This window comes from Desulfoferula mesophila, from assembly GCF_037076455.1.
GTDB classification, from domain to species: Bacteria; Desulfobacterota; Desulfarculia; order Desulfarculales; family Desulfarculaceae; genus Desulfoferula; species Desulfoferula mesophila.
This window is the reverse complement of the sequence record NZ_AP028679.1, coordinates 105,301-117,068: the sequence shown is the minus strand read 5'-3', so window position 1 is coordinate 117,068 and position 11,768 is coordinate 105,301. Positions and strand designations below refer to the sequence as shown.

Genomic DNA, 11,768 nt, shown 5'->3' with positions numbered 1-11,768 from the left:
GGCAATCCGCGGGGCCGAACCTTGTCACAGGGGATTTTCACCACCCCGCTTTTCTCCTGACCCCGCCCCCGACCCGCCCTCTCCTTTCCATCGGCCGCCGGTCCGGCCAGCCATCGGGCCGGCGGCCCCTTCCCCCCCGCCACGCGCCGTGATAGGTTAATAAGTTAATTAAGGCGGGAGGGCGCAACCATGTCCTGGCGAGAGATTTACCAAGAGCGGCTCAAGGACCCGGCCCGGGCGGTAAAGGCGGTCAAGCGGGGGCAGCGGGTGTTCGTGGGCACCTCCTGCGCCGAGCCCCGGGGCCTGGTGGCCGCGCTCATGGAGCGGGCCGACGAGTTGCACGACGTGCAGATACTGCACTTCGTGACCCTGGACAAGGCCGAGTACACCGACCGGCGCTTCGACCGGCGCTTCCGCCACAACGCCTTTTTCATCGGCCACGCCACCCGCCAGGCGGTGGCCAGCGCCCGGGCCGACTACACCCCGGTGTTCATGCACCAGATCCCCAAGCTGTTCCGCTCCCGCCAGTTGGAGCTGGACGTGGCCCTGATCCAGGTGACCCCCCCGGACAAGCACGGCTACGTGTCGCTGGGCATCGGGGTGGACGTGTCGCGGGCGGCGGCGGAAAGCGCCGATCTAGTCATCGCCCAGGTGAACCGCAACATGCCCCGCACCATGGGCAACTCCTTCTTGAGGGTCAGCGACATCGACGTGTTCGTGGAGCTGGACGAGGAGATACGCGAGTTCCCCTACCCCGGCCTGGACGAGGTGGGCGAGAAGATCGCGGCCAACGTGGCCAAGCTCATCAAGGACGGCGACACCCTGCACATCGGCTACGGGCACATCCCCTACGGGGTGTTGAGCCACCTGAAGGACAAGCGCAACCTGGGCCTGCACACCGAGGTGGTCTCCGACGTGATGATGGAGCTCATCGACAGCGGGGTGATCAACAACCAGGCCAAGACCCACCTGCCCGGCCGCTCGGTGTGCACCTTTTGCATCGGCACCCGGGCCATGTACGACTACGTGGACCTGAACCCCAACTTTTTGTTTTTGCCCAGCGACCAGGTCTACAACCCCCTGGAGATCGCCCAAAACGACAACATGGTCTCCATCGGCAGCGCCCTGCAGGCCGACCTTTCGGGCCAGGTCTCCTCGGAGTCGGAGGGCTACCACTTCTACTCGGGCATCGGGGGGCGGCTGGACTTCATCCGGGGCGCGGCCATGAGCAAGGGCGGCCGCTCCATCATCGTGTTGCCCAGCACCAGCAAGGACGGGGCCACCAGCCGCATCGTGCACCACCTGGCCGAGGGGGCGGGGGTCATCGCCACCCGGGGCGACGTGGACTACGTGGTCACCGAGTACGGGGTGGCCTATCTGCACGGCCGCTCCATCCGCGAGCGGGCCCTGGCCCTGATCAACATCGCCCACCCCCGCCACCGGGGCGAGCTGCTCAGCCAGGCCAAGGCCGACGCCTACCTCTACCCGGACCAGGTGCTGCACGTCTCGGACGTGGACCTCTACCCCGAGTGGGCCGAGGCCGACGTGGCCCTCAAGGGCGGGGTGTCGGTGCATATCCGCCCGGTGAAGCCCACCGACGAGGTCCTGATGCAGGAGCTGTTCTACTCCCACAGCGACGAGACGATCTTCAACCGCTACTTCCGCCCGGTCCGGGCCCTGCCCCACATCATGGCCCAGGACCTGGTTAACCTGGACTACACCCAGCAGATGGCCCTGGTGGCCACCACCGGGCCCATCGGCCAGGAAAAGATCGTGGGAGTGGGCCGCTACAGCCTGGGCGACCCCACCGGCCTGGCCGAGGTAGCCTACGTGGTGCACGACGACTTCCAGGGCACCGGCCTGGGCACGGTGCTGCAGGATCACCTGACCTCCTACGCCAAGGCCAAGGGGGTGCCCGGCTTCTGGGCGGTGTCCTTCGGCTCCAACAAGGCCATGCTCAAGGTCTTCGGCAAGCTGGGCCCCTACAGCCGCAGCATCATCGAGCCGGGGGTGTGGCGGGTGGAGCACTGGTTCGAGGGGGGAGACAAGCCGCCCAAGCAGGAAGAGGGGCCGGATGCGGATAGCTGAGCTTAAAAACTTCGGCGTGGCCCTGAGCGACATGAGCCTGGCCATTCCCAAGGAGCAAAGCCGCGCCATCGAGGCGGCGGGCAAGAAGATAATCCAACAGCGCCTGGGCTTTTTCAAGATGCTGCGCTTTTTGCTGCTCTGCGCCGTGCGGACCAGAAAGATGTCGCGCCAAGACCTGAGCGACGCCCTGCCTCCGGAGATGAACAACCAGGGATTCATCGCGTCGCAAATCGAGTTCGCGGCCATGTACGCCGCCCTGGCCACTATCGCGGGCCCGGACCAGGCCGTTGAAATCCTTGATGAGATCATGGCCCAGGTGGCCGAAATCGCCTATCCGGCCATCTTCCCCTCGCCCGCGGACTTCAACCGCTGCGACGATCCCTGGGAGGCCTGGAAGGCCTACTTCGTGGCCATGGCCCAGGCCGACCAGAAGGCCGGGGCGCACGTCTACCACGTGGTGGAAAACACCGACCAGGCCTTTCAGATGAACTGCTCCTTTTGCGCCTGGTACGCCATACCCCAGGCCCTGGGGGTGGGGCGGGCCTGCCTGCCCAGTTGCCATGCCGACGACATCTACTTTCCCCAGGCCTGCGCCGAGATAGGGGTGGCCTTCAAGCGCAGCCAAACCCTGGCCCGGGGCGGGGAGTGCTGCGATTTCCGCTTCGAGCGCCTGGGGGCCGCCTAGGGGTGAGGCGCGGATAAAGGGAACAAGAGGGCGGGGGTACCCCCCCTACATCGCCTGCCTGGTGGCAAAGCGCCGCGAAGCCCGACCAGCCTCGTTGTCGTTGCGAGGAGCGTAGCGACGAAGCAATCTTTGCCCGAAGCAGGAGCTCCCGCCTTTCCCACCAAAACAAGCTCCCTGTTTCCAGCCAATAGCCGTCATTGCGAGGCCGGGCAGAGTTCAGCACTCGGGCGAAGCAGGCCGCCGCTCCTGCCCGGCCGCGGCAACCTTCCGCTTCCCTCGTCATGCCCGCGCTAGCAGAACACGGCCCCACCGCCCGCCGCGCCACCTCCCGCCCCGCCTGGGGGAAAGCGAAGATCGCCGCGTCGCATCCCCGGCCGGGATGCTCCTCGCGATGACGGCTATTGCTGTAAAGCAAGGGAGCGGGGAGCAAGCCCTCTCCAGCGGCTCCCCACCCTTCCGTGGCGCTTGGCCGACATTTTGAGCGGGCCGAGAAAACATGGGGCGCAAGTCCCCTCCTTCTGATATGAAACAGCCCATTCATTGTACTTTTGCACCGAACGGAAGGAACGGCGGGATTTTCCGACGAAAATCCCCCGGCATAAAGATATGAGCAAGAATCGAAGCACGCGCGAGGACCTGCGCAACCTGGCCATCGTGGCCCACGTTGACCACGGCAAGACCACCCTGGTGGACGCCATGCTCTGGCAGAGCGGGGTGTTCCGCGACAACGAGCAGGTGGCCGAGCGGGTCATGGACTCCATGGACCTGGAACGCGAAAAGGGCATCACCATCATGGCCAAGAACACGGTGGTGACCTACCAGGGGGTGAAGCTCAACATCGTGGACACCCCCGGCCACGCCGACTTCGGCGGCGAGGTGGAGCGCACCCTGAACATGGTGGACGGGGTGATGCTGTTGGTGGACGCCTCGGAGGGCCCGTTGCCCCAGACCCGCTTCGTGCTTTCCAAGTCCCTGGAAAAGGGCCTGCCGCTGATCGCGGTGATCAACAAGATCGACCGCCCGGACCGGCGCATCGCCGAGGTGGAGAACGAGCTTTACGACCTGCTCATAGACCTGGGGGCCGACGACGAGCAGTTGGAGTTCCCCATCCTCTACACCAACGCCAAGGCGGGCATCGCCCTGAGCAGCCCCGAGGGCCAAGGCAACGACCTCAAGCTGTTGTTCGAGGCCATTCTGGAGCACATCCCCGCCCCCACCTACGACCCCGAGGCGCCCCTGCAGTTCCTGGTGACCAACCTGGACTACTCCGACTACGTGGGGCGCATCGCCGTGGGCAAGGTGGTTTCGGGCAGCCTCACCGCCGGGGAGGAGATCACCCTGCTCAAAAAGGGCGAGGACGCGGGCAACTTCGGCCTGACCCAGGTCTACACCTACCAGGGCCTGCAACGGCTTTCGGTGGATGAGGTAACCGCCGGGGATATCGCGGCGGTGGCCGGCGTGGAGGAGGCCTTTATCGGCGACACCCTGGCCGACCCCGCCGACCCGCGCGCCCTGCCGGCCATCCACGTGGAGGAGCCCACCATGTCCATGGACTTCTCCATCAACACCTCGCCCCTGGCCGGGCGCGAGGGCAAGATGGTCAACACCCGCCAGATCAAGGCCCGCCTGGAAAAAGAGACCCTGTACAACGTCTCCATCCGGGTGGAGCCGGGGCAGACCAGCGACTCCTTCAAGGTGAGCGCCCGGGGCGAGTTGCAACTGGCGGTGCTGGTGGAGACCATGCGCCGGGAGGGCTTCGAGCTGTCGTTGTCCAAGCCCCAGATCATCACCAAACAGGTGAACGGGGTGACCAGCGAGCCCCTGGAGCTGGCCGTGGTGGACGTGCCCGACGAGTACGTGGGGGTGGTCACCGAGAAGCTCTCGGCCCGGCGGGGCAAGATGACCCGCATGCTCAACAACGGCAAGGGCCGGGTGCGCCTGGAGTTCGAGATCCCCACCCGGGGGCTCATCGGCTACCGCAGCCAGTTCCTCACCGACACCCGGGGCACCGGCATCCTCACCACCCTGGTGATCGGCTACACCCCCTACGCCGGGGAGATCGCCGGGCGCAGCAACGGCTCCCTGGTCAGCGACCGCATGGGCAAGGCGGTGGCCTACGCCATCTTCCATTTGCAGCCCCGGGGCTCCATCTTCGTGGACCCCGGCGATCCCTCCTACCCCGGGCTGATCGTGGGCCAGAACTCGCGGCCGGTGGACATCGCGGTGAACATCACCAAGGAGAAGAAGCTCACCAACATCCGGGCCTCGGCCAGCGACGAGGCGCTGCGCCTGGTGCCGCCCCGGCGCTTCACCCTGGAGCAGGCCATGGAGTACATCAACGAGGACGAGTTGGTGGAGGTGACCCCCAAGTCAGTTCGCCTGCGCAAGAAGGGCGAGCTCAAACTGGGCGGGGCCAGGAAGAATTTGTAGGAGGTCCGGCTGCGCCAGACAGCCAAAGAGAAAAACACGGGCTCCCGGTGGGTCGATCCACCGGGAGCCCGTTTATTTTTGAGGGTTGTCAGGCGAAGCCATCTTGCCGGGGCAGAGATTGCTTCGTCGCTTCGCTCCTCGCAACGACAATGGATTTGTTAGGCTTCGCTTCGCTCAACCCAACCTACGCTATTAATACTCTCCCCGCGGCACAGCCAGGGGTTCGTGGGCAAGGCGTCCGGCGAGCGCAGACCGCAGGCGTAGTCTACCTACGCCGAGGTCTAAGCGACGCCGGCAACGCAGCCCACGGGCGTATGGCGAAGCCGCATAGATCACCCTAGTCGAAGGCCATCGGCACCTTCCACTCCTTCCACACATTGCCCACCAGGTCTTCGCCGGGGTTGAGCACCGCCTTGCCGGGGCGCCAGCCGCTGGGCGTGGCCTGGGAGCCCTTGCTCTGGCGCACCAGCTGGAAGGCCTGGATCTGGCGCAGGGTCTCGGCCACGTTGCGCCCCACCGGCGGGGCCAGCACCTCGTAGCCCTGGATCACCCCGTCGGGGTCGATGAGGAAACGGCCCCGCACGTCCACGCCGCCGTCGGCGTCGTAGACCCCGAAGACCTGGCCCACCTTGCCCCCGCCGTCGGAGAGCATGGGGAAGGGAATGGACCCGGCGGAGACCATCTTGGACAGCTCATGCTGCTCCCACATCTTGTGCACGAACATGGAGTCCACGCTCACGGAGAGCACCTCCACCCCCAGCTTCTGGAACTCGGGATACTTCTCGGCGACCGCCGAGATCTCGGTGGCTCAGACAAAGGTGAAGTCGCCGGGGTAGAAGCACAGCACCACCCATTTGCCCAGGTATTCGGAGAGCTGCACCGAGGCGAACTTGCCTTGGTAATAGCAGGGTGCCGTGAAATCGGGAGCTTTTTTGCCTACCTGGACCATGGGTTTCACCTCCTGGGCGGCGGGGGCCGGTTTGTTTTCGCTTGCGTCCGGGGGCGCCTCTCCCACCACCCCTCCGGTGGGACGGGCGCAGCCGACCTTCTGTTCCTTGGGCATTTGAACCTCCTTGGGCCTACCCTTGGTATTATTGCCATCTATGCATACGCCTATATTCTAGAGGCAATTTCTATTTAGCGTCAAACACCAGCGCCTTGCTCGCCATTGGGGAGGTCCGTATCTCCCAGGACAAACCCGTGTTATTTTTCCGGCAAAGCCGCCGCCGCTCTGCTACCCTTCCCCTGACCCACCCTGTCAAGGAGCCGACATGAACCGAGCCCTCTTGGTAATAGACGTGCAGATGGAGTATTTCAGCGGAGCCTTGCCCGTGAGCCACCCCGCCGGCAGCCTGGAGCGCATCCTGGCGGCCATGGACGCGGCGGCCCGCAGCGGGGTGCCGGTGGCGGTGATCCAACACCAGTCCGCCGACCCCAAGGTTCCGGTGTTCACCCCCCACGGCCCCGGCTGGGAGCTGCACCCCGAGGTGGCCAAGCGGCCCCGCGAGGTGCTCATCGCCAAGCAATTGCCCGGCTCTTTCACGGGCACCGATCTGGGCCCCTGGCTGGAGCGGGTGGGAGCGGACACGGTGGCCATCTGCGGCTACATGACCCAGATGTGTTGCGACACCACCAGCCGCCAGGCCTTTCACCGGGGCTATAAGGTGGAGTTCCTCTCGGACGCCACCGGCACCCTGGACATGGCCAACTACGCGGGGCGGGTAAGCGCCGAGGAGCTGCACCGGGCCATCCTGGTAACCCAGGCGGCCCGCTTCGCCCAGGTGCTGGCCACCCAGGAATGGATCGCTTCCCTGGCCGCCTGAAGGCCGGGAGCCGAAAAGAGGCAACGTGTTCTACATCTTGGCGATAATCATAGGTCTGGCCCTGCTGGCCGCCGGGCTGGGCTGGTGGGGGGGCCGGCGCACTTACCGCCAATTCAACGAGTCCCAGACCACCCTGGAGCGGGTGGCCCAGGGCATCGCCTGGCAACCCGAGAGCCTGGCGGCCCTGCCCGAGCCCGTGGCCCGCTACCTGGGCCAGGCCCTGCCCCAGGCGGGCGGCCCGCTGCGCCTGGCCCGAGCCAAAATGAGCGGCAGCATCCGGCTCAACCCCAACGGCCCCTGGCAAAAGTGGACCGGCCGCCAGGTGTGGTGCCTGCGGCCCCCGGCCTTCATGTGGTCGGCCCGCATGAGCGCCAAGCCGCTGTTGCCGATGTACGTGCGCGACGGCCTGATCAAGGGCCAGGGGGGCCTCTTGGTGCGCCTGTGGGGCTGGCTGACCCTGGCCCGGGCCACCGCCTCTCCCGAGCTCGACCTGGGCTCGCTGCAACGCTGGCTGGCCGAGGCGCCCATGTTCCCCCCGGCCCTGCTGCCCGGACCGGAGCTGACCTGGCGCGGCGAGGGGGAGGCGGCGGCCACGGCCATCCTGAACGACCAGGCGGGCCGGGTGGAGGCCCGCTTCAGCTTTGACGAGCGGGGCCTGCCCGCCACCTGCCGGGTGGAGCAACGCCCCCGCCAACAACCGGACGGCTCCTTTGCCCCCACCCCCTGGCTGGCCCGCTACGACGGCTGGCGCAAGCAGGGCGGCATGCTCTTGCCCACCCAGTGCGAGGCGGTGTGGCTCATGGAGGGCGAGGAGTTCTGCTACCTGCGCCTGAACATCGGACAGGCGGATTTCTTCTAGGCCCTCGCGGCGCCGGGCCAAGCCCCAGAGGAACCCTGGCGTCCTGGGGTGGGGTTGTAGTAAATTTGTCGCGCGGTTCTAAATAAAAAGGAGTTAACGTGTCCCGTCTGCGTCTGCTGCTTCCCTTATGCCTGCTTTTGACGTTCTGCCTCGCCGGTTCGGCCCTGGCCCAAAACGACTCCGGGGTGATAACCGGCACGGTGACCGACCGCTACGGCGAGCCCCTGAAAAAGGCGTCGGTGCGGGCCTCCAACCTGGACGACGGCTTGGTGGTGGAATCGCTCACCGGCGAAAGGGGCGTCTTTGAACTCAACCAGATGAGCCCCGGCACCTATGAGGTGCAAATCAGCCTGGGCCCCATGGGCATTCGCAAGCGCCAGATCAAGCTGGCCCCCGGCCAGAAGGTCAGGGTGGACTTTGTCTTCAGGGTGGACGAGCCTCGGGGCGTGGACCCCAACTACCGGCCCTCCCCCCCCTCCATGATCAACTGAGCCAAAAACGAGCCGCCGGAGGGCGCATGCCTCCGACGGCTCGTTTTTTTCAGCACTGGCGTCGGAGCGGCTAGGCCGACAACGCCGCCATGCGGGGCCCGGCGCAGCCGGTTCCGGCACAGCAAGACGCCGGCAGACAAGGCGTCCGGTAAGCGAGGACCGCAGGCGTAGCCTGAACTACGTCGAGGCCCGAGCGATACCGGCAACGCCGTATGCCGGCGTTTTGCGCAGCCGGGGTTAGCCTTTGCTCATGTCCACCAAAGGCCGCACCCGAGTCACCTCGAAGAGCACCCCGGCCTTGATGCCCGCGGCGGCATCCTCGCCCACGGCGGAGGCGATGGCTTGTTTCACCTGGGCCAGCAGCTCGCCTTCGCGGTCGATCTGCTTGCACTCCAGGTACAGCCGCCAGCCGGGGGTGTTGAAGCCCACCGGAGCCTCCTTGACGGTGAAGAACACCGCGTAGGGGTTGGCCTCCAGGTTGGCCAGGGAGTGGTTTTCCATCATGCCCATGACCAGCTGGCCGTCCTCGTTCAGGCGGGGGCTGCCGAAATAGGCGGCGTTGGGCTTGCCATCGGCATCGGCCGTGGCCAAAACGCCGATCCGGCCGGGAAGGTTTATGGTGTTTACAAAGTCCGCATCAAATTCGGCCATGATTCGTCACTCCTTAATATCTGGATTCCCGTCTCGTTCAATCTCGTCTTGATACCCTATATTGTGCCACGTTGCTAGATTTGTCTGTAGCCATGGCTACACGAAAAGCCGCGCCTCTGTTATCCTGGCTCAATGGCGCCACGTACTAGCATAGACCTTTCCGCCCTGGTGGTGGTTCTGGTGCGCCCCCGCTTCCCGGAAAACATCGGCTCCGCCGCCCGGGTGGTGGCCAACATGGGCCTGGGAGCCCTCCGGGTGGTGGAGCCGGAACGGGCCTGGGACGAGCCCATGAACCGCCTGGCCAGCACCTGCGGCCGCCAGGTGCTCCAGGACATGGAGACCTACGCCAGCCTGTCCGAGGCCCTGGCCGACACCGTGGGCGCGGCGGCCACCACCGCCCGCACCGGCTACAAGCGCGGCGAGCTCCTGAGCCCTCGCCGGGCCGCCCCGGAGCTCTTGCGCTGGGCCCGGGGGGGCCGGGTGGCCCTGGTGTTCGGGCCCGAGGACCGGGGACTGACCACCGCCCAACTGGACCGCTGCCAGCTCAGCGTGTGCATCCCCACCGACCAGGCCTCCAGCCTCAACCTGGCCCAGGCGGTGATGGTCATGGCCTACGAGATGCGCGTGGCCGCCCTGGAGCGGGAGACCACCCCGGCCGCCGGGCCCACTCCGGCCAGCCACGGCGAGATGATGGGCCTGCACCGCCACCTCATGGACGGCTTGGTGGCCATCGGCACCCTCCTGGCCGACAACCCCGAGCACTTCTACCGCCCCATCAAGAACGTCATCGAGCGGGGCCGCCCCAGCTCCCGCGAGGTGCGGGCCATGCGGGGCATCGCCCGCCAGATGCTCTGGCTGGCCGGGCAGCTTCCCGACCGACCGCCAAAGAAAAAGTAGGCCGCCCTACCAGGCCGCCTAATCCCGGGGGTGCACCTCCACCGTCAGGTGGGATATCTCCTTGAAGCCCGCCAGCTTGTCGCGGTAGACCGCCGTGGGCCGGGGTTGGTCGCTCACGATGGAGACGATGGCTCCCAGATGGCCCGGCCCCAGGCGCCACAGGTGCAAATCGCTCACCTCGTCGCCCTCTTCTTCCAGGGCGCGGCGCATGCTCCGGGCCGGCTCGGGCGAAAGGTTCATGTCCAACAGCACCCGGCCGGTATCGCGCAGCAGGCCCCAGGACCAGCGGGCGATCACCGCCGCCCCCACCATGCCCATAACCGGGTCCATCCACACCCAGCCCCAGAACTTGCCCGCGCTCAGGGCCACGATGGCCGTAACCGAGGTCAGGGCGTCGGCCACCACGTGCATGTAGGCGCTCTTGAGGTTGTGGTCGGTGTGGTGGTCGTGATCGTGGTCGTGCCCATGATCGTGACCGTGACCGTGGTGCTCCTCCTTGAGCATCAAGGCGCTGATCAGGTTGACCGCCAGGCCGATGATTGCCACCAGGATGGCCTGGTTGAAGGCGATGGTCACCGGGTTGACCAGGCGCAACAGCGACTCGTAGGCCATGAACACCGCGATGAAGCCCAGAAGCAGGGCGCTGCTGAAGCCGGCCAGGTCGCCCACCTTGCCCGTGCCGAAGCAGAAGCGGGGGTCGGCGGCATGTCGCCGGGCCACCAGGTAGCCCAGGGCGCTGATGGACAGGGCGGCGGCGTGGCTGGCCATGTGCCAGCCGTCGGCCAACAGCGCCATGGAGCCGAAGATGGTCCCGGCGGCCACCTCGATGACCATCATCACCGCGGTCAGGGCGATCACCAGATGGGTGCGGCGCTCGTGGCGGGCCTGGGAGGCGCCCAGAAAATCGTGGGTGTGGCAGTAGGCGTTGTTTTCTTCCGGGGTCACGCTGCGCTCCCTACTTGCTGAACTTGTTGAAGATGTCCACCACCTGCCCGATGGCCTCGTTCTCGTGGTCCCGGGTCTTTATGGCCGTGGCCACGCATCCCCGGAGGTGGTCCTCCAGGATCAGCGCGCCCAGGGAACGCAGGGCCCCGCCCGCGGCGGCCACCTGTTTGAGCACCTGCAGGCAGTCCCGGTCCTCCTCCACCATCTTCCTGAGCCCACGCACCTGGCCCTCGATCCGGTTGATCCGGGCGATCAGCTTGGCGTGGTCGTCGCCGCAAAGCGCCATCTCGCTCTCCCTTGAATATACTTATAGTATGTATGTGTATAGACGGAAGGGCGGGGGTTGTCAAGCCGAGGCGGGAGAGGACGGGGACAGCGATTCGCACGGGCCCTGCGACAACGCTTCCAAGCTCAAGAAGGCGGGGGGGCAGCAAGGAATCGTTGGGTTTCGCTTCGCTCTACCCAACCTACGCTATAGCCTAAAAAAATCTCGCAACCGTGTAGGTTGGGTAGAGGGCATAGCCCGAAACCCAACGCTGTCGTTGATTCCCATTACAGCCGATAGAGGTCATTGCGAGGCCGGGCAGCGGCCAAGGCGCGGGAGGACGAGGTGGTCAGGCCTGCCCGGCCGCGGCAATCTTCCGCTTCCCTCGTCATGCCTTTGGTAATAGACAAGGCCAAACCGACCGCCACGCGCCGTGACCACCCCGCCCGGGGTAAGTCGAAGATCACCACGTCGCATCTTTACCAAGATGCTCCTCGCGATGACGGCTATTGGCTGGATTTGAAAAAGGTACCTGTTGGGTTTCGCTTCGCTCTACCCAACCTACGCTATCCCCGAAAGCCCCCCTTGCCTCGCCTCTTTCCCCGGCCCCACAATCTAAATTAGACGCCAGGGC

11 protein-coding genes are annotated in these 11,768 nt (G+C 66.0%); 7 read left to right on the top strand and 4 right to left on the bottom strand.

The window, feature by feature from the left end:
- The first annotated feature begins 189 nt into the window (after positions 1-189).
- From AACH32_RS00570 to typA, 3 genes are all read left to right on the top strand, one after another.
- Complete coding sequence (locus tag AACH32_RS00570; protein ID WP_338604256.1) at positions 190-2,088, top strand: GNAT family N-acetyltransferase; 1,899 nt, start codon at positions 190-192, stop codon at positions 2,086-2,088.
- Positions 2,075-2,773, top strand: a complete 699-nt coding sequence (locus AACH32_RS00565; protein WP_338604254.1) for an L-2-amino-thiazoline-4-carboxylic acid hydrolase — start codon at positions 2,075-2,077, stop codon at positions 2,771-2,773. The genes AACH32_RS00570 and AACH32_RS00565 overlap by 14 nt, the downstream gene beginning before the upstream one ends.
- A gap of 606 nt (positions 2,774-3,379) precedes the next feature.
- A complete protein-coding gene (gene typA, locus AACH32_RS00560) occupies positions 3,380-5,203 on the top strand; it encodes a translational GTPase TypA (protein ID WP_338604250.1) in 1,824 nt (607 codons plus the stop codon).
- A gap of 337 nt (positions 5,204-5,540) precedes the next feature.
- On the opposite strand, the gene prxU is transcribed toward typA, so the two are convergent.
- Positions 5,541-6,266 (bottom strand): thioredoxin-dependent peroxiredoxin, encoded by a 726-nt coding sequence (prxU, locus tag AACH32_RS00555; RefSeq protein ID WP_338604247.1) that lies wholly within the window; start codon positions 6,264-6,266, stop codon positions 5,541-5,543.
- Positions 6,267-6,474: 208 nt separating this feature from the next.
- On the opposite strand from prxU, the gene AACH32_RS00550 reads away from it, so the two are divergent.
- From AACH32_RS00550 to AACH32_RS00540, 3 genes are all read left to right on the top strand, one after another.
- On the top strand, positions 6,475-7,026 hold the full coding sequence (locus tag AACH32_RS00550; protein ID WP_338604245.1) for a cysteine hydrolase family protein: 552 nt from the start codon (positions 6,475-6,477) through the stop codon (positions 7,024-7,026).
- Positions 7,027-7,051: 25 nt separating this feature from the next.
- Positions 7,052-7,885, top strand: a complete 834-nt coding sequence (locus AACH32_RS00545) for a DUF6544 family protein (protein ID WP_338604242.1) — start codon at positions 7,052-7,054, stop codon at positions 7,883-7,885.
- A 98-nt stretch (positions 7,886-7,983) separates the two neighbouring features.
- Positions 7,984-8,376, top strand: coding sequence for a carboxypeptidase-like regulatory domain-containing protein (locus AACH32_RS00540; protein ID WP_338604239.1), 393 nt, complete (start codon positions 7,984-7,986; stop codon positions 8,374-8,376).
- Between the two features lie 237 nt (positions 8,377-8,613).
- On the opposite strand, the gene AACH32_RS00535 is transcribed toward AACH32_RS00540, so the two are convergent.
- The gene (locus AACH32_RS00535) at positions 8,614-9,027 is read right to left on the bottom strand and encodes a pyridoxamine 5'-phosphate oxidase family protein (protein WP_338604237.1); all 414 of its coding nucleotides are present in this window, start codon (positions 9,025-9,027) and stop codon (positions 8,614-8,616) included.
- A gap of 132 nt (positions 9,028-9,159) precedes the next feature.
- Between AACH32_RS00535 and AACH32_RS00530 the strand changes: the two genes are divergently transcribed.
- Positions 9,160-9,924 (top strand): RNA methyltransferase, encoded by a 765-nt coding sequence (locus tag AACH32_RS00530; protein WP_338604234.1) that lies wholly within the window; start codon positions 9,160-9,162, stop codon positions 9,922-9,924.
- Positions 9,925-9,942: 18 nt separating this feature from the next.
- Here the strand turns inward: AACH32_RS00530 and dmeF are convergent, their stop codons facing one another.
- The gene (gene dmeF, locus AACH32_RS00525) at positions 9,943-10,869 is read right to left on the bottom strand and encodes a CDF family Co(II)/Ni(II) efflux transporter DmeF (protein WP_338604231.1); all 927 of its coding nucleotides are present in this window, start codon (positions 10,867-10,869) and stop codon (positions 9,943-9,945) included.
- Positions 10,870-10,879: 10 nt separating this feature from the next.
- Positions 10,880-11,155: a metal-sensitive transcriptional regulator gene (locus AACH32_RS00520; protein WP_338604228.1), complete on the bottom strand. Its 276-nt coding sequence runs from the start codon at positions 11,153-11,155 to the stop codon at positions 10,880-10,882.
- Positions 11,156-11,768: the final 613 nt, after the last annotated feature.

Coding starts and splice junctions, on each gene's coding strand:
- AACH32_RS00570 (WP_338604256.1), top strand. CDS start 190: ATGTCCTGGCGAGAGATTTACCAAGAGCGGCTCAAGGACCCGGCCCGG.
- AACH32_RS00565 (WP_338604254.1), top strand. CDS start 2,075: ATGCGGATAGCTGAGCTTAAAAACTTCGGCGTGGCCCTGAGCGACATG.
- typA (WP_338604250.1), top strand. CDS start 3,380: ATGAGCAAGAATCGAAGCACGCGCGAGGACCTGCGCAACCTGGCCATC.
- AACH32_RS00550 (WP_338604245.1), top strand. CDS start 6,475: ATGAACCGAGCCCTCTTGGTAATAGACGTGCAGATGGAGTATTTCAGC.
- AACH32_RS00535 (WP_338604237.1), bottom strand. CDS start 9,027: ATGGCCGAATTTGATGCGGACTTTGTAAACACCATAAACCTTCCCGGC.
- AACH32_RS00530 (WP_338604234.1), top strand. CDS start 9,160: ATGGCGCCACGTACTAGCATAGACCTTTCCGCCCTGGTGGTGGTTCTG.
- AACH32_RS00520 (WP_338604228.1), bottom strand. CDS start 11,155: ATGGCGCTTTGCGGCGACGACCACGCCAAGCTGATCGCCCGGATCAAC.